Annotated in this window: 15 protein-coding genes; 6 read left to right on the forward strand and 9 right to left on the reverse strand. The window is 68.9% G+C overall.

The features are described from left to right. The first annotated feature begins 30 nt into the window (after positions 1-30). Complete coding sequence (locus tag FHX33_RS08210) at positions 31-2,655, forward strand: penicillin acylase family protein (protein ID WP_183428328.1); 2,625 nt, start codon at positions 31-33, stop codon at positions 2,653-2,655. Positions 2,656-2,692: 37 nt separating this feature from the next. On the opposite strand, the gene FHX33_RS08215 is transcribed toward FHX33_RS08210, so the two are convergent. The 4 genes from FHX33_RS08215 to FHX33_RS08230 form a co-directional block, all read right to left on the reverse strand. Beyond that, entirely contained in the window at positions 2,693-3,964 is a 1,272-nt protein-coding gene (locus FHX33_RS08215; RefSeq protein WP_051336935.1) for a citrate synthase, read from the reverse strand. A 197-nt stretch (positions 3,965-4,161) separates the two neighbouring features. Beyond that, positions 4,162-5,280, reverse strand: coding sequence for a succinyldiaminopimelate transaminase (gene dapC, locus FHX33_RS08220; RefSeq protein ID WP_021762462.1), 1,119 nt, complete (start codon positions 5,278-5,280; stop codon positions 4,162-4,164). A gap of 1 nt (position 5,281) precedes the next feature. Continuing rightward, on the reverse strand, positions 5,282-5,602 hold the full coding sequence (fdxA, locus tag FHX33_RS08225) for a ferredoxin (protein WP_021762463.1): 321 nt from the start codon (positions 5,600-5,602) through the stop codon (positions 5,282-5,284). A gap of 46 nt (positions 5,603-5,648) precedes the next feature. Further along, positions 5,649-6,080 carry a hypothetical protein gene (locus tag FHX33_RS08230; protein ID WP_021762464.1) on the reverse strand — a complete coding sequence of 144 codons (432 nt, stop codon included), beginning with the start codon at positions 6,078-6,080 and terminating at the stop codon, positions 5,649-5,651. Between the two features lie 100 nt (positions 6,081-6,180). Here FHX33_RS08230 and efeU point away from each other — a divergent pair, with 100 nt between their 5' ends. The 3 genes from efeU to efeB all read left to right on the forward strand — a co-directional run bounded on the left by efeU (position 6,181) and on the right by efeB (position 9,628). Next, positions 6,181-7,044 carry an iron uptake transporter permease EfeU gene (efeU, locus tag FHX33_RS08235; protein WP_021762465.1) on the forward strand — a complete coding sequence of 288 codons (864 nt, stop codon included), beginning with the start codon at positions 6,181-6,183 and terminating at the stop codon, positions 7,042-7,044. An 84-nt stretch (positions 7,045-7,128) separates the two neighbouring features. After that, complete coding sequence (gene efeO, locus FHX33_RS08240) at positions 7,129-8,310, forward strand: iron uptake system protein EfeO (RefSeq protein WP_021762466.1); 1,182 nt, start codon at positions 7,129-7,131, stop codon at positions 8,308-8,310. A gap of 7 nt (positions 8,311-8,317) precedes the next feature. Further along, complete coding sequence (efeB, locus tag FHX33_RS08245; protein WP_183428329.1) at positions 8,318-9,628, forward strand: iron uptake transporter deferrochelatase/peroxidase subunit; 1,311 nt, start codon at positions 8,318-8,320, stop codon at positions 9,626-9,628. Positions 9,629-9,718: 90 nt separating this feature from the next. On the opposite strand, the gene typA is transcribed toward efeB, so the two are convergent. Next, positions 9,719-11,635 carry a translational GTPase TypA gene (typA, locus tag FHX33_RS08250; RefSeq protein ID WP_021758077.1) on the reverse strand — a complete coding sequence of 639 codons (1,917 nt, stop codon included), beginning with the start codon at positions 11,633-11,635 and terminating at the stop codon, positions 9,719-9,721. Between the two features lie 128 nt (positions 11,636-11,763). Then, positions 11,764-13,620, reverse strand: a complete 1,857-nt coding sequence (locus FHX33_RS08255; protein ID WP_021758079.1) for an ABC transporter ATP-binding protein — start codon at positions 13,618-13,620, stop codon at positions 11,764-11,766. 68 nt (positions 13,621-13,688) lie between these two features. Between FHX33_RS08255 and FHX33_RS08260 the strand changes: the two genes are divergently transcribed. Next, positions 13,689-14,315 (forward strand): PH domain-containing protein, encoded by a 627-nt coding sequence (locus FHX33_RS08260; protein ID WP_179701840.1) that lies wholly within the window; start codon positions 13,689-13,691, stop codon positions 14,313-14,315. Between the two features lie 32 nt (positions 14,316-14,347). Here FHX33_RS08260 and FHX33_RS08265 read toward each other — a convergent pair whose 3' ends face one another. The 3 genes from FHX33_RS08265 to FHX33_RS08275 form a co-directional block, all read right to left on the reverse strand. Further along, a complete protein-coding gene (locus FHX33_RS08265) occupies positions 14,348-15,361 on the reverse strand; it encodes an ABC transporter permease (protein ID WP_021760067.1) in 1,014 nt (337 codons plus the stop codon). Then, positions 15,362-16,894, reverse strand: coding sequence for an ABC transporter permease (locus FHX33_RS08270; RefSeq protein ID WP_021760065.1), 1,533 nt, complete (start codon positions 16,892-16,894; stop codon positions 15,362-15,364). It abuts the gene before it with no gap. Between the two features lie 190 nt (positions 16,895-17,084). After that, complete coding sequence (locus tag FHX33_RS08275; protein ID WP_021760063.1) at positions 17,085-18,875, reverse strand: ABC transporter family substrate-binding protein; 1,791 nt, start codon at positions 18,873-18,875, stop codon at positions 17,085-17,087. Between the two features lie 281 nt (positions 18,876-19,156). Here FHX33_RS08275 and FHX33_RS08280 point away from each other — a divergent pair, with 281 nt between their 5' ends. Further along, a complete protein-coding gene (locus FHX33_RS08280; protein ID WP_021760059.1) occupies positions 19,157-19,951 on the forward strand; it encodes a CPBP family intramembrane glutamic endopeptidase in 795 nt (264 codons plus the stop codon). Positions 19,952-19,975 lie beyond the last annotated feature (24 nt).

A 19,975-nucleotide genomic window follows, 5' to 3' on the forward strand; every position in this document is an offset into this window, starting at 1 on the left:
TCCAAGGAAGCACCGAGCAGGAGGAGGGACGTGGGCGACGACACCCCCAGACTGCGGCAGCACCACCGGGTGCTGCGCGCCGTGGGCGGCGTGCTGGCCGTGCTCCTCGTCGTCGCGGCGATCGCCGGCGGCGTCGGGTTCTGGACCGTGACCCGGTCCTTCCCGCAGACCTCCGGATCCCTCGACGTCCCCGACCTCCAGAAGCCGGTCACGGTCTACCGCGACAGCGCGGGCATCCCGCAGATCGTCGCCTCCACGGCCGACGACCTCTTCCGCGCCCAGGGGTTCGTGCACGCGCAGGACCGCTTCTGGGAGATGGACTTCCGCCGGCACGTCACGGCGGGCCGGCTCTCGGAGATGTTCGGTGCGAGCCAGGTGCCGACGGACACGTTCATCCGCACCCTCGGCTGGCGCCGCGTCGCGGAGCAGGAGGTGAAGCTCCTCGACCCGACCGCGCTCCGCTACTACCAGGACTATGCGGACGGGGTGAACGCCTACCTGGCCGCGCACGCCGGCGCCGAGCTCAGCGTCGAGTACGCCGTCCTCGGCCTCCAGAACCCGGGCTACAAGCCCGAGAAGTGGACGCCCGTCGACTCCATCGCCTGGCTGAAGGCGATGGCGTGGGACCTCCGCTCCAATCTCGTGGAGGAGGTGGACCGCGCGCTGCTGGCCACGAAGCTCACCCCCGAGCAGATCGCGGACCTCCACCCGGGCTACGACTACGCGGCCCACCCGACCATCACGTCCGACGGCGGAGGCGACCCCGCGCGGACGACGCCGGACGCGGCGAACACGACCGCAGCGGACGCCGGAGCAGCGGGAGCAGGCGGGGCGGACGCCCGGGCGCTCGCGGCCGCGCCCCCCGCCGACTACAGGGCGCAGCTCGAGCAGGTGTCGGCGAGCCTCGAATCACTCCCCCGCCTGATGGGTCCGGCCGGCAGCGATATCGGATCCAACTCCTGGGTGGTCTCCGGGGCCCTGACCACCACCGGCAAACCGCTGCTGGCCAACGACCCGCACCTCGGTGCCTCCCTCCCCTCCGTCTGGTACCAGGTCGGACTGCACTGCGCGACGGTGACCGCGGAGTGCCCGTTCGACGTGAGCGGCTTCGGATTCTCCGGGTTCCCCGGCGTCGTCATCGGGCACAACGACCGCATCTCCTGGGGCTTCACCAATCTCGGCCCGGACGTCGCCGACCTCTACGTCGAGAAGGTGACCGGCGACACCTACGAGTACGACGGGGCACAGGTGCCGCTCGACATCCGCCGCGAGACCATCAAGGTCGCCGGCGGCAAGGACGTCACGCTCACAGTCCGCTCCACCCGGCACGGCCCGATCATCACCGACGTGGGAGACGACTACGCCGCGATCGCCAAGAACCAGGCCGGCAAGCTCGGCATCCCGGCGGAGCAGTACCAGCTGTCCCTGCAATGGACCGCGCTCACACCCGGCCCGACCGCGGGCGCGATCTTCGCGTTCGACACGGCGACCGACTGGACGAGCTTCCGCGCCGCGGCGGCGAACTTCCAGGTGCCGTCGCAGAACCTCGTCTACGCCGACGTGGACGGTCACATCGGCTACCAGGCGCCGGGCGCGGTGCCGATCCGGGCCGCGGGAGACGGAACGGTCCCCGTGCCGGGCTGGACCAGCCAGTACGGCTGGGTGGGCACCGTCCCGTACGACCAGCTCCCCTCGGTGCTCGATCCACCCAGCGGGTACATCGTGACGGCCAACAACGCCGCCGTCGGCCCCGACTATCCCGTCATGATCACGCGCGACTGGGAGTACGGCTACCGCGCCAACCAGATCGCCGTGCGGCTGCAGGCCCTCGTCGCAAGCGGAAAGAAGGTCACGGCGGCGCAGCTGGCGGCCATCCAGGGCGACACGTACGACGCGAACGCCGCCACGCTCGTCCCGCTGCTCCGTGCCGTCGGGGACGCCGCCGATCCGTCCTCCGGCGCGGCGCGCGGGGCCGCGCTGCTCGCCGGGTGGGACCTCCACGACGACGCCGACAGCGCCGCCGCGGCCTACTTCAACATCTTCTGGAAGAACCTCCTGCACGACGCGTTCGGCCGCAAGCTCCCGGCATCGGCGCAGCCCTCCGGCGGAGACCGCTGGTTCGCGGTCGTGCAGAACCTCGTCGCGCAGCCCGACTCGCCCTGGTGGGCCGACGCCGAGCTGGGAACGAGCGACAGGGACTCGATGATCGCGCGTGCCGCGGATCAGGCGTGGACCGAGGCCCGCTCGCTGATGGGCGCTGACGCCACGACCTGGCGCTGGGACCGCATCCACACGCTCACGTTGACGAACGCCAGCCTCGGCACATCGGGCGTGGCGCCGGTGGAGTGGCTGCTCAACCGCGGCCCCTACCCGGTCGGTGGCGGGTCGAGCGTCGTCGAGGCGAACGGCTGGGACGCGTCCGTCGGGTACTCGGTCGACCGCGTCCCGTCGATGCGGATGGTCGTCGACCTGGCCGACTTCGACCGCAGCCGCTGGATCAACCTGGCCGGCGCCTCCGGGCACGCGTTCGACCCGCACTACACCGATCAGACCGATCTCTGGGCGGCCAACAAGACGCTCCCGTGGGCCTTTAGCCGTGCCGCCATCGCGGCGGCCGCCACGCAGACCCTGACGCTGCGCCCGTCATCGCGCTGAGCGCGCGGGCGCACGCCCGTTCAGCGCCGGGCGGGACTCAGCGGCCGGTCGGCCAGCTGCGCTCGGGGCTGCCCGTGTAGAGCTGCTGCGGCCGGCCGATCTTGGTGGCGGGGTCGAGGTTCATCTCGCGCCAGTGACCGATCCAGCCCGGGAGGCGGCCGATCGCGAAGAGCACGGTGAACATCCGCGTTGGGAAGCCCATGGCCTTGTAGATCACGCCCGTGTAGAAGTCCACGTTCGGGTACAGCTTGCGGTCGATGAAGTACTGGTCGGCGAGCGCGACCTCCTCCAGCTCCTTCGCGATGTCGAGGAGCGGGTCGTGCACGCCGAGAGCGGCGAGCACCTCGTCGGCCGACTGCTTGACGAGCTTGGCGCGCGGGTCGAAGTTCTTGTAGACGCGGTGACCGAAGCCCATGAGCTTGACGCCGGACTCCTTGTTCTTCACCCGCTCGACGAACTTCTGGACGCTCTCGCCCGAGTCGCGGATGCCCGCGAGCATGTCGAGCACGGCCTCGTTGGCGCCGCCGTGCAGCGGACCGTAGAGGGCGTTGATGCCGGCCGAGACCGAGGCGAAGAGGTTGGCCTGCGTCGAGCCGACGAGGCGGACGGTCGAGGTGGAGGCGTTCTGCTCGTGGTCCTCGTGCAGCATGAGGAGGCGCTCCAGCGCCCGCGACAGCACCGGGTTGACCTCGTACGGCTCGGCGAGCGTTCCGAAGTTGAGGCGCAGGAAGTTGTCGACGAAGCTCAGCGAGTTATCGGGGTAGAGGAACGCCTGGCCGAGGCTCTTCTTGTGCGCATAGGCGGCGATCACCGGGAGCTTCGCGAGCAGGCGGATGGTGGAGAGCTCGACCTGCTCGGGGTCGGAGACGCTGAGCGAGTCCTGGTAGAAGGTCGACAGCGCGGAGACGGCGCTCGACAGCACCGACATCGGGTGCGCGTCGTGCGGGAGGGCGCTGAAGAAGCGGCGCAGATCCTCGTGGAGGAGCGTGTGGCGACGGATGCGCTCATCGAAGTCGGCCAGCTCGGTCGGCGTCGGCAGCTCGCCGTGGATGAGGAGCCACGCCGTCTCGAGGAAGGACGAGTTCTCGGCGATCTGCTCGATCGGGTAGCCGCGGTAGCGCAGGATGCCCCGGTCTCCGTCGATGTAGGTGATCGCCGACCGCGTCGCCGCGGTGTTGACGAAGCCGTAGTCGAGGCTGGTCAGGCCTGTCTGCTTGGTGAGGGTCGACAGATCGATGCTCGAGGCGCCCGCCGTGCTCGGCAGGATGGGGAACTCGGCGACGCCGCCCGGGTAGCGCAGTTCGGCCACGGCCGCCTCGCCATCGGTGGAGCCGACACGCTCCGCCGGTGCATTCTCGGTGCCGAGTCCAGTCACAACGCCTCCAGGTCTTGGGTACGGGCATAACCACGCGCGCCGATCGTGGCAGCGCTGCAATCATTCGTGCGGGTACAGCCTAACGAACCCGCACGGCTACTGTCGCATCACTCAAAGCGGACCGCATCGCGTTAGAGGGAGTCTCCAAAAGCGCGCAGCCGAGAGGCCGCCGCGGCGATCCGCTCGTCCGTCGCCGTGAGCGAGAGCCGCACGTGCTCGGGGTAGGAGTCGCCGTAGAAGTGGCCGGGGCCGGCCAGGATGCCGAGGTCGGCCAGCCGGCCGATGCTCTCCCAGGCGTCGCGTCCCTCGGTCGCCCAGAGGTAGAGCCCGGCCTCGCTGTGGTCGATGCGGAACCCGGCGGCCTCGAGAGCGGGACGCAGCAGCTCGCGCCGCGCGCGGTAGCGCTCGCGCTGCTGCGCGACGTGCTCGTCGTCACCCAGCGCGGCGACCATCGCGGCCTGCAGCGGCGAGGGCAGCATGAGTCCGGCGTGCTTGCGCACGTTGGTCAGCCTCCCGACGACCGTGCGGCACCCCGCGACGAACGCGGCGCGGTAGCCGGCGAGGTTCGACTGCTTGCTCAGGGAGTACACGGCGAGGATGTTGCGGCGGTCGTCGCCGATCACGCGCGGGTCGAGGACGCTCGGGATGCGGTCAGCGTCCCAGGGGGCGTCCCAGCCGAGCTCGGCGTAGCACTCGTCGCTCGCCAGGTAGGCGCCCAGTTCGCGGGCGCGGGCGACCGCGGCGCGCAGCTCGTCGACCGACAGCACGCGCCCGTCGGGGTTGCCCGGGCTGTTCAGCCAGATCAGGCGCGTGTTCTCGGGCCACTCGGCCGGGTCGTCGCTGGCGAGAGCGTCCGCGCCGGCCATCGCCGCGCCGATCGCGTAGGTCGGGTAGGCGGCGCGCGGGTGCACCACCACGTCCCCCTCCCCCAGCCCGAGCAGGAACGGCAGGAACGCGACCAGCTCCTTGGAGCCGATCGTCGGCAGCACGTTGTCGACGGTGAGGCCGGTGACCCCGCGGCGGCGCGCGAACCACGCGACGATCGCCTCGCGCAGCGCCGGCGTGCCGACGGTCTGCGGGTAGGCGTGCGCATCGGTCGCCGCGGCCAGCGCCGTGCGGATCAGCTCGGGCGTCTCGTCCACGGGCGAGCCGATGGAGAGGTCCACGACACCGTCTGCGTGCTCACGAGCGCGCGCGGCGTACGGGGCCATCAGATCCCAGGGGTAGTCCGGGAGCTCCTTCAGCGCCACGTCAGTGCGCCTGCGGCGGCAGGGCGGCGATGACGGGGTGGTCCTTGGCGATCACGCCGACCTTGGCCGCGCCGCCCGGCGAGCCGATGTCGTCGAAGAACTCGACGTTGGCCTTGTAGTAGTCCGCCCACTCCTCGGGGAGGTCGTCCTCGTAGTAGATGGCCTCGACCGGGCAGACCGGCTCGCAGGCGCCGCAGTCCACGCATTCATCGGGGTGGATGTAGAGCGACCGTTCACCCTCGTAAATGCAGTCGACCGGGCATTCGTCGATGCAGGCGCGGTCTTTGACGTCCACGCACGGGAGGGCGATGACATAGGTCACGGTGGTTCTGTTCCCTTCGCGAGAGCTCGAGAGCTACTCGACTAGCTTATTCCGAAACGCGGGTGACGGATTCCGCCGCCGGCACCGGAGCGGGTGCCGGTGCGACGACCACGGGGCGCGCGTCGCGGCGACGCAGGTCGGGCCACGCGATCACGATGGCGGCGATGAGCAGCGGGGCCACGAGCCAGATCTGCCCGGGCAGCGTGTTCGGGATGAGCACGGAGCCGCCGGGGCTCTGCTGCGTGAAGAGCAGGATGGTCGCGATCGCGCCGAGCGCGGCGAGGATCGCGGGGACGCGGGTCGTCGCGAGCAGGCGCAGGCCGACCAGCAGGAGCGTGAACGCCAGCAGGGAGCCGATCAGGCCGAGGGGGATGCTCACGCCCCAGGTGACGTCGATCGAGTGCGCCACGGTTCCCACCGCCCCGACCAGGATGCCGGCCAGCACGAGCAGGACGGCGTTGAGGATCCGGCTGAGCATTCTCGCATCTTATCTGGACAGATCGAGAGGGCAGGACGTACCCTCGATTCGGTAAGGTTAGCCTTACCAACCTCCTCCCCCTCTCCCAGCAAGGTCCTCTGTGCTCGCGAACTACCTGATCGGCCTCCGCGAAGGCCTCGAGATGGCGCTGATCGTCACCATCCTCATCGCCTACGTCGTGAAAGTCGGCCGGAAGGACGTGCTCTCCAAGCTCTGGGTCGGCGTCGGCATCGCCCTCGTCGTGCCGCTCGGGATCGGCGCCCTGCTCACGTGGGGCCCGTACGGGCTGAGCTTCCAGGCGCAGGAGATCGTCGGCGGCGGCCTCTCCGTCGTCGCCGTGGCCTTCGTGACCTGGATGATCTTCTGGATGGGCAAGACGGCCCGCTCGATGAAGACCCTCCTGCACGAGAAGCTCGACTCCGTGCTCGTCGGCGCGGGCTGGGGCGTGGTCATCCTGGCCATGCTCAGCGTCGGCCGCGAGGGCATCGAGACCGCCCTGTTCGTCTGGGCTACCGTCGACAGCGTCGGCGGCGGCTGGGAGCCCTTCGTGGGCGCCCTGCTCGGCCTCCTGACCGCGGCCGTGCTCGGCTTCCTGCTCTACCGCGGCATGGTCCGCATCAATCTCGGGACGTTCTTCGCCTGGACGGGCGCGTTCCTCATCCTCGTCGCCGGCGGCGTGCTCGCCTACGGCATCGGCGACCTGCAGGAGGCCGGAGTGATCCCCGGCGCCGGCATCCACGCCTACGACATCAGCGCCGCGATCCCCGCGTCGAGCTGGTACGGCACCGTGCTCGCCGGCGCGGTCAACTTCAACCCGTCGCCGACCTGGTTGCAGGTCATCGCGTGGTTCGGCTACATCATCGTCGTCTCGTTCTTCTACGTGCGCGCCCAACGCACCGCGCACCGCAAGCCTGCGAAAGCGGAGGCGCCCGGTGCGACGAGCAGCACGCCCGTCGCCTCCTGAGGCACCGGACAGCACCGCAGACCTGCAGCACCGCACCTCCCCAGCACCTCCCTCCCCGCTCCCGAGAGAAAGCACAGCACTCCCATGGCTCGATACCGTCCGCTCGGCGTCATCGCCGGCAGCATCGCCGGCGCCGCCGCCCTCGCCGCCGCTCTGACGGGCTGCGTCCCGAACAAGGCCACCGCCGAGGCCGAGGCCGTCTCGGTGACCCTGAACGACGACAGCTGCACCGTCTCGACCGCCACAGCGCCTTCGGGCCCCGTGACCTTCCAGGTGACGAACAAGGGCTCCGACGTCAACGAGTTCGAGGTGCTCGCCCAGGACAAGCTCCGGATCGCCGGCGAGAAGGAGAACATCGGCCCCGGCACGACCGTCAACTACGTCGTGCAGCTCGCCGAGGGCGACTACTTCACCGCCTGCAAGAAGGGGATGGTCGGCAGCCCGACCTCCGTCACCGCCTTCACGGTGACCAAGGGCGCCGCGGACACGAAGTCCGCGAGCGAGAGCAAGCAGGTCGCGCAGGCCGTCACCAACTACACGAGCTACGTGAAGGACCAGGCCGGCCAGCTCCTCACCGCCACGAAGGCGTTCGCCGCCTCGTACGAGAGCGGCGACGACGCGGCCGCGCAGGCGCAGTACCCCGCCGCCCGCATGTTCTACGAGCGCATCGAGCCGACCGCCGAGCAGTTCGGCGACATCGACCCGGCCATCGACCTCCGCGAGGCCGACCTCGAGCAGGGCCAGGACTGGACCGGCTGGCACCGCATCGAGAAGGACCTCTGGGCCCCGGCCGGCTTCACCCCGTCCGACGCCGCCGGACGCAAGGTGCTCGGCGACCAGCTCGTCGCCGACACCCAGAAGCTCTACGACCTGGTGTACGCCAAGGACTTCAGCCTCACCCTCGACCAGATCTCCAACGGCGCCAGCGGCCTGATGGAGGAGGTCTCGCGGAGCAAGATCACCGGCGAGGAGGAGACCTTCTCGCACACGGACCTGTGGGACTTCAAAGCGAACGTGGAGGGCGCGGAGGTCGCGTACGGGACCGTCCGTGACATCCTGATGGAGAAGGGCAGCACCGGCACGAGCACTGCGAAGAAGCTCGATGCGGAGTTCGCCGCGATCGACAAGCTGCTGGCCCAGTACACCGCGGGCGACGGCTACGTCAGCTACACCCAGCTCACCACCGAGCAGGTGAAGGAGCTCTCCGACGAGGTCAACGCCCTCAGCGAGCCGCTCAGCCAGCTGACGTCGATCCTCGTCAAGTAGGAGGCGCGTGAGCGACGAGACACCCACCGAGCGCCCGGAGTCCGCGGAGGACTCCGGGCGCTCCGGCCTGTCCCGGCGGGGTCTGCTCGGCCTCGCCGGCCTCGGCGTCGGCGCCGGGGTGGTCGGATTCGGCGCCGGGATCGCCGTCGACCGTGCCGTCTCGGGCGCACAGGCGGCGGCCGCCGTCCATCCGTTCTACGGCGAGCACCAGTCCGGCATCACCACGGCCGTCCAGGACCGCCTCCACTTCGCCGCCTTCGACGTGAACCCGGGGCTCGACCGGGACGGCCTGATCGACCTGCTGCGCGACTGGACCGTCGCGGCCGCGCGGATGACCCAGGGCAAGCCCGCCGGCAAATACGGTCCCGCCTCCGGCCCGGCCGACCAGCCCCCGGACGACACCGGCGAGGCGTTGGACCTCCCCCCGGGCGGCCTCACCCTCACCTTCGGCTTCGGCCCGACGCTCTTCACCACAGCGGACGGGCAGGACCGGTTCGGGATCGCGTCGAAGCGCCCCGCGGCCCTCGTCGACATCCCGCACTTCCCCGGCGACGCGCTGCTGGACGCGATCAGCGGAGGCGATCTCTGCATCCAGGCGTGCAGCGACGACCCGCAGATCGCCGTCCACGCGATCCGCAACCTGTCGCGCATCGCCTTCGGCCGCGCCTCCATCCGCTGGTCGCAGCTCGGGTTCGGCCGCACCTCCTCCACCTCCCGCAGCCAGGTCACCTCTCGCAACCTGTTCGGCTTCAAGGACGGGACCGCGAACATCAAGTCGGAGGACCAGACGGTCGTCGAGGACCAGGTATGGGCGTCCGGTTCGGACGGCGCCTCCTGGATGGCCGGCGGCTCGTACCTCGTCGCGCGCAAGATCCGCATGGTCATCGAGACCTGGGACCGGCAGCAGCTCGGCGAGCAGGAGCGCATCATCGGCCGCGACAAGGGCGAGGGGGCTCCGCTCTCCGGCGGCACGGAGTTCAGCGATCCGAACTTCCTGGCGCTCTCGCCCGACGGCGGCACGAAGATCGACCCGGACTCGCACGTTCGGCTGGCTCACCCGACCATGAACGACGGCGCGCAGCTGCTGCGCCGCGGCTACAACTTCGTGGACGGCAACGACGACCTCGGCCGGCTCAACGCCGGGCTGTTCTTCATCGCCTTCCAGCGGGATCCCCGCAAGCAGTTCATCCCCATCCAGTCGCGGCTGGCGCGCAGCGACCTGATGAACGAGTACCTGAAACACGTCGGCTCCGGCATCTTCGCCGTCCCGCCGGGCGCGAAAGAGGGCTCGTACGTGGGGGCCGGGCTCTTCGCGTAGCGCTCGCCACATTCGTGCCGAATGTGCAGAAAAGGGAGGGGATTCGCCACATTCGTGACGAATCCCCTCCCTTTTACGGTGCGGTGAGGCTCAGGCGTCCTGGCGCTTGAGGCGGGCGGCGGCGCGGCCACGGGCGGTGGCGTCGAGCTCGACCTTGCGGATGCGCACGGCCTCCGGGGTCACCTCCACGCACTCGTCCTCGCGGGCGAACTCCAGGCACTCCTCGAGCGTCAGCTGGCGCGACGGCGTCATCGACTCGAAGTTGTCGGCCGTCGACTGACGCATGTTGGTCAGCTTCTTCTCCTTGGTGATGTTCACGTCCATGTCGTCGGCGCGCGAGTTCTCGCCGATGACCATGCCCTCGTAGACCTCCTCGGTGGGGTTCACGAAGAACGTCATGCGCTCCTGGAGCGCGATGATGGCGAACGGGGTGACCACGCCGGCGCGGTCGGCCACGATGGAGCCGTTGCTGCGGGTGACGATCTGGCCGGCCCACTCGTCGTAGCCCTGCGAGATCGCGTTCGCGATGCCGGTGCCGCGCGTGGTGGTGAGGAACTCGGTGCGGAAGCCGATGAGGCCGCGCGACGGGACGATGAACTCCATGCGGACCCAGCCGGTGCCGTGGTTCGCCATGTTCTCCATGCGACCCTTGCGGGCGGCGAGCAGCTGGGTGATCGCGCCGAGGTACTCCTCGGGGGCGTCGATCGTGAGGTGCTCGTACGGCTCCTGCAGCTTGCCGTCGACGCGCTTGGTGACCACCTGCGGCTTGCCGACGGTGAGCTCGTAGCCCTCGCGGCGCATCTGCTCGACGAGGATGGCGAGCGCGAGCTCGCCGCGGCCCTGCACCTCCCACGCGTCGGGGCGGCCGATGTCGAGCACGCGGAGCGACACGTTACCGATCAGCTCGCGGTCGAGGCGGTCCTTCACCATGCGGGCGGTGAGTTTGTGGCCCTTGATCTTGCCGACCAGCGGCGACGTGTTCGTGCCGATGGTCATGGAGATCGCGGGCTCGTCGACGTGGATGGCCGGCAGCGGGCGGATGTCGTCGGGGTCGGCGAGGGTGTCGCCGATCATGATGTCGGCGAAGCCGGCGACGGCGACGATGTCACCGGGGCCCGCGCTCTCGGCCGGGTAGCGGTCGAGCGCCTTCGTGATCATCAGCTCGGTGACGCGCACGTTGTGCACGTCGCCGTCGTGGCGGACCCACGCGACGGTCTGGCCCTTCTTCAGGGTGCCGTTGAAGATGCGGAGCAGCGCGAGACGGCCGAGGAACGGCGACGCGTCGAGGTTGGTGACGTGGGCCTGCAGCGGCGCCTCGGGGTCGTAGCTCGGAGCAGGGATGTGCTCGAGGATCGCCTCGAACAGCGGCTCGAGGTCGTCGTTGTCGGGCAGCTCGCCGTTGGCGGGCTGGTTGCGGCTCGCGGCGCCGGCGCGGCCCGAGGCGTACACGACGGGCACGTCGAGGATGGCGTCGAGGTCGAGGTCGGGGACGTCGTCGGCGAGGTCGCTCGCGAGGCCGAGGAGCAGGTCCTGGCTCTCGCTCACGACCTCCTCGATGCGGGCGTCGTTACGGTCGGTCTTGTTGACCGCGAGGATGACGGGGAGCTTGGCCTCGAGCGCCTTGCGCAGCACGAAGCGGGTCTGCGGCAGCGGGCCCTCGCTCGAGTCGACGAGCAGGACGACGCCGTCGACCATGGACAGGCCGCGCTCGACCTCGCCGCCGAAGTCGGCGTGGCCCGGGGTGTCGATCACGTTGATGGTGATCGGGCCGTTCGTGGCGTGCTTGCCCTTGTACGAGATCGCCGTGTTCTTGGCGAGGATCGTGATGCCCTTCTCACGCTCCAGCTCGTTGGAGTCCATCGCACGCTCTTCGACGTGCTCGTGGTCACCGAACGAGTTCGTCTGGCGCAGCATGGCATCGACCAGCGTGGTCTTGCCGTGGTCGACGTGGGCCACGATCGCGACGTTGCGCAGATCGTCGCGGTGGGCGACGGCGTTCTCGGACATGCGTGAAGGCTCGACTCTCGTCAGGTGGTTTTCGGGGAACGGTCCATTCTATCCCCATCGGACAGCACAGAACGCCGCCTCCGCGCTCAGGCGGGGCGGCGTTCGGTGACGATCCGGTGGACGAGAGGTTACAGGCCCTGCGCGACCGGCGGCTCCGGCTCCGTCGGCACGCCCTCGTTGACCGGCACGGTCTCGTCGGATCCGGCGGCGAGGAGCTCGAGGCGCAGGGCGCGGCGGGCGCGCTGCTGCTCCGGGTCCGGGAGGGGCACCGCCGCCAGGAGGCGCTGCGTGTACGCCTCCTTCGGATAGCGGAGGATCTCGTCGCGCGTGCCGACCTCGACCAGGCTGCCGTGGTGCATCACGGCGATGCGGTCGGCGAGCACGTCGATGACCGCGAGGTCGTGGGTGATGAACAGGCAGGCGAAGTTCATCTCCTTCTGGAGCTGCTGCATGAGCTCCAGGACGCGGGCCTGCACCGACACGTCGAGCGCGCTGGTGGGCTCGTCGGCGATCAGCACCTGCGGCTTCAGCGACAGCGCGCGGGCGATGCCGACGCGCTGCTTCTGGCCGCCCGACAGCTCGTGCGGGAACCGGCTGCGGTAGGCGCGCGGCAGTTCGACGCTGTCGAGGAGGCGGTCGACCTCCTTGGCGAGGTCTGCACCCTTCAGGCCCTTGGCCAGGCGCAGCGGCTCGCCGATCGAGTCGGCGATCTGCAGGCGCGGGTTCAGCGACGACGACGGGTCCTGGAAGACGATGCCGACGTTGCGGTGCAGCTTGCGGATCTCGTCGCGCTTCGCCGTGCTGATGTCCTGCCCGGCGACGACGAGCTTGCCCGAGTGGATGGGCAGCAGGCCGATCGCCGCACGGCCGAGTGTGGTCTTGCCGGAGCCCGACTCGCCCACCAGGCCGACGACCTCGCCCTCGTGGATGGTCAGGTCGATGTCGGTCGCGGCGCGGAACGCCGGCACGCGGCCGTGCTTCGGGTACTCGATCGAGACCTTCTCGAAGTCGACGACCACCGTGCGCTTGTCCATCTCGGACTTCTCGTGCTCGGCGGCGGCGATGCGCTCGTTGACGCGGATGCGCTCGGCGAATGCGGCGTCGGGGTTCTCGGTCCCCGCGGCGAGGGCGGCGGTCGTGTCGATCTCCTCGTCGTCGCGCTGCCCGAGGTGCGGCACGGCATCGAGGAGGGCGATCGTGTACGGGTGCTGCGGAGCGGCGAAGACGCCCTCCACGGTGCCCGACTCGACGATGTCGCCCTTGCGCATCACGACGATGTTGTCGGCCAGGTCGGCGACGACGCCCATGTCGTGGGTGATCAGCAGGATGGCGCTGTCCAGACGGTCGCGGAGGCTGCGCAGCAGCTCCAGGATCTCGGCCTGCACCGTGACGTCGAGGGCCGTGGTCGGCTCGTCGGCGATGAGGAGCTTCGGGTCGCACGAGATCGACTGGGCGATCATCGCGCGCTGACGCTGTCCGCCGGAGAGCTGGTGCGGGTACGAGTGGAAGGCCTTGACGGGGTCCGGCAGCTCGACCATGTCGAGCAGCTCGAGCGCGCGCTCCTTCGCCTCGTGGGGCGACATGCCGTAGTGGATGCGCAGCGTCTCCACGATCTGGAAGCCGACCGTGTAGACGGGGTTGAGCGCGGTCATCGGCTCCTGGAAGATCACGGCGACCTGGTTGCCGCGCACCCGCCGCATCTGCGGCTGGGAGAGGCCGGTGAGCTCGCGGCCCTCCAGCTTGATCGAGCCGCGGATGCGCGAGTTCTTCGGCAGGAGGTCGAGGATCGCCATCGAGCTCGCGCTCTTGCCGGAGCCGGACTCGCCCACGATCGCGAGCACCTCGCCCGCCTTGATCGAGTAGTTGAGCTTCTTGGCCGCAGGGACCCACACGCCGTCGACGCCGAAGTCGACGGAGAGGTCGGTGACCTCCAGGACGGGGGCGTCGGTCACGACGCCGGCCTGACCGGTGGTGGTGTCGGTCATGATTCGAGGTTCCTTTCGGGGGCGGTCGGCGTCGGGATGCCTTGTGGGCGGGATGAGAGCATGGATCCATGCCCTACGTCCCCTCCCCCGACCGCGAGGTTTTCGTCTCCCGGTTCAACCGGGTCCTTGCCGTCCTGATCTGGGCGGCTGCCGCCGTCCTGACCGTCGGACTGCTGCTGAGCGTCCACGACGCGCGACTGCTCTACATCGTGCCGGGCGCGCTGTTCGCGCTGATCGGCTGGGCGATGCTGTGGCGTCCGCTCTTCGTCGTCGACCGCGAGGGGCTGACCGTCGTCAACGTGACGCGGACCGTCCGCATCCCGTGGGAGGCGCTCATCCACGTCGACACGAAGTACGCGCTGACCCTGTACACGCCCGGGAAGAAGATCCCGGTGTGGTCCGCGCCGGCTCCCGGCACGAGCAGGACGCTGCGCGCCACCCGTGAGGAGACCAGGGGTCGCGTCGGCAAGCCCAGCGTCGAGGCGAGCGTCCGCCGCCCCGGCGACCTGCTGTCGACCGAGTCCGGCGCCGCGGCCGAGGTCGTGCGCCGCCGCTGGGCGGAGCAGCAGGCCTCGGGCGCGATCGAACCCGGCCGCGCCGACGAGACGCCCGTGACGAGCCGCTGGCACGTCGCGACGCTGGTCGGCGTCGTGCTGCTGGCGGCCGGCGCGGTCGCCGCCCTGCTCCTGGCCTGAGAAGGCCGGGAGCACGGCGGCGAAGCGGGTGGTCACAGCACGTCCTCCGCGAGGGCGGCGCCCGTCTTCGACTGGCCGTCGCCGCCTTCACCCGGCTCCGGCTCCTCCTCGCGCATCTTGCGGAGGTTGAACCGGCGGTGGCGCGGGTCGAAGGCGTCGCGCAGGCCGTCGCCGACGAAGTTGACCAGCAGCGCGAGCGTCACGATGAACGCACCGGGCCACCAGAACAGCCACGGCCGGGTCTGGAAGGCCGACTGGTTCGAGCTGATCAGCAGACCGAGCGACACGTCGGGCGCCTTGATGCCGTAGCCGAGGAACGACAGCGCCGTCTCGAGCAGGATGGCGGAGGCCATGATCAGCGTCGACGAGACGATGACCACGCCGATGGCGTTCGGCAGGATGTGCTTGAAGATGATCCGCATGTCCGACGCGCCGGCCACACGGGCCGCCTCGACGAACTCGCGTTCGCGCAGCGAGAGGAACTCGCCGCGGACCAGTCGGGCGATGCCCATCCAGGAGAAGAAGCCGAGCATCAGCGCGAGGAAGAACGCGCCGAGACCGCCGAAGGCGTGTCCGACGACGGAGCCGATGACCAGCGCCGGGATCACGATGAACACATCGGTGATGCGCATCAGGATCGCGTCGACGATGCCGCGGAAGTAGCCGGCGATCGCGCCGACCACGACGCCCACGACGCTCGCGATGAGGCCGAGCACGACCATCACGAGCACGGAGTTCTGCACACCGCGCATGGTGAGAGCGAAGTAGTCCTTGCCGATGCGGTCCTGACCGAACGGGTGCTCGGCAGAGGGGTTGCCCTGTGAGACCTGGTCGTTCAGCTCGGTGTAGCTGTACTTCCACCAGCCGTGGATCGGGCCGATGCCGATGGCGGAGATCGAGAAGATCACGATCAGGATGAACAGGATGGCGCTGCCGACGGCGATCTTGTTGGACAGGAACCGCTTCCAGATCAGCTTGCCCTGGCTGACGGGCGGGCTGCTGGGAGCCTCGAGCTCGTCGGCGATACGGGATTCAGGAGCAGACATTTATCGGACCCTCACTCTCGGGTCGAGTGCGGCGTATGCGAGGTCCGCGAGGAAGTTGAACAGGATGGCCATGGCCGCGATCACCAGGAAGTACGCCATCACGGGGTTGAGGTCTCCGCGGCTCAGGCCGGCCGCGAAGATCGAGCCCATACCCGGGATCGCGAACACCTTCTCCGTGATGATCGCGCCACCGAGCAGCGCGCCGACGTCGAAGGCCACGAGGGTCGTGATCGGGATGAGCATGTTGCGGAACGCGTGGCGCACGATGACCGTGCGCTCCGGCAGTCCCTTGGCACGCGCGGTGCGGATGAAGTCCTGGTTGAGGACCTCGAGCATGCCGGCCCGCGAGTAGCGGGTGTACGACGCGAACGAGATCAGCAGCAGGGCGATCGTCGGGAGCAGCAGGTGCGTGAACGTGTCGAGGCCCGACTCCCACATGTCGCCGCCGAGACCGGGCGTCGACGAGCCGACCGTCGCGATCGGACGACCGTTGGTGTCCTGGAAGTACTGCGGCCACGCCTGCATGAAGCGGTCGACGAGGATCAGGAACCCGGAGACGATGGTGACGATCACGGCGATGCGGATGTTCTGGCCGCGGTCGTACCCGCCCACGAACCAACCGATCGCGACGCTCACGATGATGGCGACCACCGCGAGGATGAAGATCGTCGCCGGCGTCGAGACCGAGAACAGCCCCTGCAGCGCGAAGTAGCAGACGAGCGAGATCGCGCCGGCGATGGACGCCGAGATCAGCGCGCGACGGCTCTGCAGGCCCGAGATCAGCGCGGTCGTGCCGATGACGACCGCCGCGACCAGCAGGATCATCACCACCGGACCGAGGCCCGGCTCCAGGAACCAGTTGAACGCGGACATCAGGAGCAGCACGCCGGCCGTGGCCACGCCGGAGATCACGAAGGTCAGCAGCCTCCTGCGCCGGTCACCGCCGATGAGCGACTGCCAGATGAACCCGGCGACGATGCCGATGATCACCGCCACCCACCACGGGATCACCGGATGCACCAGGAAGTTGTTGAAGCCGATCGCGACGAACTCCTTGAGGAGCACGGCGACGAGGAAGGCCGGGAGGGAGTACAGGAAGAAGCTGAGGAACGTGACGACGTTGTCGAGTCCGCTGTACTGCCGGAGGGCCGTGACGATACCGATCGTCACACCGAGGAGGATCGCCAGCACGAGGGCGACGGTCACGAGCTGGATCGTCGAACCGAGTGCCTGCGGCAGGATGTCGACGACCTTCGCGTTGGAGATCGTGGCACCGAGGTCGCACTGGTTGGCGAACGGGATGAGGCACTTCGCGGCCCCGCCCAGCCAGAGCAGCCAGCGCAGCGGCGGGACGACGTCGAGCTGCAGGAGCTGGACTCGCGCCGCGATGAGCTGGGTCTTGTTCGGGGAATTGCTGCTTCGGAGGTCCTGGAGCGGGTCGACACTGTATGCCACCAGCATGTACATCAGGAACGAGGCGGCGATGATGATGAGCACCGAGACCAATAGTCGTCTCAGGATGAAACTCGCCATAGGTTGAGAACCTTTACTGACAGGACGCGCCCGACGGGGTGGCGGCGGGCCCAGCTCGCCTAAGCGCGTTTACGAAGGGGGGACGGATCGCGTCCACCGACTACATGATACGGGGCGCCGACCCGGAAGCCGACGCCCCGCCGCAGGAGAGTGCCCGGGGTTCACCCGGGCACTCTCTCTGCCAATGGTGTTACTTCGAGGAGGACTTGACCGACCACTCCCAGAAGTTCCAGAACGGACCGGTCTGGTTGCCCATGAACTTCACGCCGTCGACGCGAGCGTTGACGCCGAAGACGCCGGGCAGCTGGAACAGGGGCAGGCCGTAGCCGTCCTTGAACGTCGCCGTGTCGATCTTCAGCTCGAGCTTGGTGAGCTCGTCCTTGTCCAGGGTGGTCTGGGTCTGGACGGCCACGTCGTTCATCGCGTTGTAACGGTTGTAGTTACCGCCGCCACCGGTGGTGAACAGCTGCGGGATCTGCGACGTGCCTGCACCCGGGCTGATCCAGCCGAAGAGCGAAGCGTCGTAGTCGCCGCCCGGGAGGAGCGTGCTCCAGTCCGGGGAGCCGGCGTCGACGATCTTGAAGCCGGCCTTCGCGGCGGACGCCTGGATGGCCTGGAACTCGTCGACACGGTTCGGGTTGTTCGTGTTGTACAGGATGCGGACCGTCGGGGTCGCGCCGGCGAGCAGCGCCTTGGCGCCGTCGATGTCGACCTTGTCGTACGCGCTGGAGCCGTTGTTCTTCTCGGCGTCCGCGTACTGCGACTGGTTCGGCAGCCAGATCTGCGAGTTGAGGACCTTGGCCTTCGGGTTCACCGGGGTCACGATCGAGTCGAGGATCTGCTGACGCGGGATCGTCTTGAGGAACGCCTCACGGACCTTCGGGTCGGAGAACGTCGGCGAGCCGAAGTTGAGGTCGAGGTGGTCGTACGACGCCTGGTCGCCGGTCAGCACCTTCGCGCTGGTGTTCTTCAGCGCGGTGAGGGTGTCGGCCGAGGCCTGCGGGTTGATGATGTCGACCTCACCGTTCTGGAGAGCGGTGACCTGGGCGTTCGCGTCCGGGATGATGCGGAAGACGATCTTGTCGACGTTGCCCTTGTTGTCGCCCCAGTAGTACTTGTTCTTGGTCATCGTGATCGACTGACCGGGGGTCCAGCTGGAGACGACGAACGGACCGGACGAGACCAGGAGGTCCTTGTCGGTCGGGAACGCGGTGATGTCGTAGCCCGTGTTCACGAAGTCCGCGGCCTTCTTCAGCGTCGCGTCGGGAGCGGCCGGGCTGGCCGGGTCGCCCTTCGGCAGGCCCTTGAGGAGCTTCGTCAGGTCGGCGGCCGAGGAGAGGCCCGCCTTCTTGGCCACGATGTGCGCGGGCTGCGCGATCGGGTTGAAGAGCTCCCAGTCCACGAAGGGCTTCGCGTACTTGAGGGTGATCGACCGGTTGTCGTCGCCCACGGTCGGGTACGACGTCTGGTCGATGCCGGCGGTACCGGCGGCGGGGGTGAAGTACTGGGTCCCGGCCGTGACCTCGCCGCTGTTGGGGTCGAGCGTCGCCGAGTCGTAGTAACCGGACTGCATGGCCCAGCCGAGGACCATGTCATCGGCGGTCACCGGCTCGCCGTCGGACCACTTGGCGTCCTTGGGAAGGGTGTACTTGACCGTCAGCGGGTCGTCCGAGGTCTTCTCGAACGTGCCGTACGAGTTGTCGTGGACGATCTTGTAGTTGTTGTCGATGTACTGGAAACCGGATCCGTACGAGCCGTCGAGGTAGCCGACCTGGCCGTTGGTGTCCAGGTTGCCCTGGGGGGTCTGCGAGTTGAGCGAGGTCAAGTCGTTCACGACAGCGACCGTCACGGTGCCGCCCTTGGCAGCGGACGAGCCGCCCGTGCTGCCGGACGTGGTGCAGGCGGAGAGGGCGAGCGCAGCGACGCCGGCGATGGCGACCGCGCTGACCGCGAACCTGACCTTTCTTCCCTTGGTGTGCAATGTTCCTCCTGTGCGAAGTGTGCGCGGCACAGGCATGCGAGAGTGCCCGGTCCGCGCTCGATAAGAATGACCCTAGGTAGCGCACGCCGCCAATGCAAAATGAGGCCCGGAAACGTTACACAGTGGTAACTCAGTCGGCGGATTGTTGCGCACTATGCTCGAAAACGCCCGGAATGCGTCGTCCTGCGCAGGATTTCAAGCGCTTCCACTGGATTCGCGGTCGTCCGGACGCTTCGAGACAGCCGTACACCCCTGCGGCCGGCGCCTGGCAGGATGCACATATGAGCAGTGAACCGACCTGGTCCGGCGAGGTGCCCGTCGAGCGCACCGGACGGGCCCGGCTGTGGTGGGAGATCGCGATCGTCCTGGGGCTCTCCCTGGGCCAGTCCGCGATCTACTCGATCGTCGACATCATCGACAAGAGCACGCGCTCGCAGGCGCTCGCCGATCAGGTCGCGCAGGTCAACCCGTCGCAGTCGAGCCGCGAGCTGTTCGACTTCCTCTACCAGGTGCTCGGCAACCTGTTCCCGCTCTTCGCGGTGGCTCTGGCGATCTTCCTGCTCTGGCAGCCGGCGCGCAGCGGCTTCCGGCGGATCGGCCTCGACGCGACCCGCCCGTGGGGCGATCTGGGGCGCGGCGGCCTGCTGTTCCTGGTGATCGGCATCCCGGGCATCCTGTTCTTCGCCCTCACCCGGCTGCTCGGGATCACGGTGACGGTGGAGGCCTCGTCGCTGACCACGCACTGGTGGACGGTCCCGGTGCTGATCCTCGCGGCGCTGCGGGCGGGCCTCCAGGAGGAGGTCATCGTCGTCGGCTACCTCTTCACGCGTCTGAGGCAGCTCGGCTGGGGCCGCTGGTCGATCATCGTCGGGGCCGCGGTGCTGCGCGGCAGCTACCACCTGTACCAGGGCTTCGGGCCCTTCATCGGCAACGCGATCATGGGAGTGGTGTTCGGCTGGTGCTACACGCGCTGGGGCCGCACGATGCCCCTCGTGGTCGCGCACGTCGTCATCGACATCGTGTCGTTCGTCGGGTATCCGCTCGCCGTCGCCTGGTGGCCGTCCATCTTCGCGTGAAACCGCGAGTGCGGTCCCCCGGTA

Source organism: Leifsonia aquatica (assembly GCF_014190775.1).
Classification (GTDB): domain Bacteria; phylum Actinomycetota; class Actinomycetes; order Actinomycetales; family Microbacteriaceae; genus Leifsonia; species Leifsonia aquatica.

Bases quoted from the DNA above. Each gene is read 5' to 3' on its own strand.
- FHX33_RS08280 (WP_021760059.1), top strand. From the start codon at position 19,157: ATGAGCAGTGAACCGACCTGGTCCGGCGAGGTGCCCGTCGAGCGCACC.
- FHX33_RS08265 (WP_021760067.1), bottom strand. From the start codon at position 15,361: ATGTCTGCTCCTGAATCCCGTATCGCCGACGAGCTCGAGGCTCCCAGC.
- FHX33_RS08230 (WP_021762464.1), bottom strand. From the start codon at position 6,080: ATGCTCAGCCGGATCCTCAACGCCGTCCTGCTCGTGCTGGCCGGCATC.
- FHX33_RS08270 (WP_021760065.1), bottom strand. From the start codon at position 16,894: ATGGCGAGTTTCATCCTGAGACGACTATTGGTCTCGGTGCTCATCATC.
- efeO (WP_021762466.1), top strand. From the start codon at position 7,129: ATGGCTCGATACCGTCCGCTCGGCGTCATCGCCGGCAGCATCGCCGGC.
- FHX33_RS08255 (WP_021758079.1), bottom strand. From the start codon at position 13,620: ATGACCGACACCACCACCGGTCAGGCCGGCGTCGTGACCGACGCCCCC.
- FHX33_RS08260 (WP_179701840.1), top strand. From the start codon at position 13,689: ATGCCCTACGTCCCCTCCCCCGACCGCGAGGTTTTCGTCTCCCGGTTC.
- typA (WP_021758077.1), bottom strand. From the start codon at position 11,635: ATGTCCGAGAACGCCGTCGCCCACCGCGACGATCTGCGCAACGTCGCG.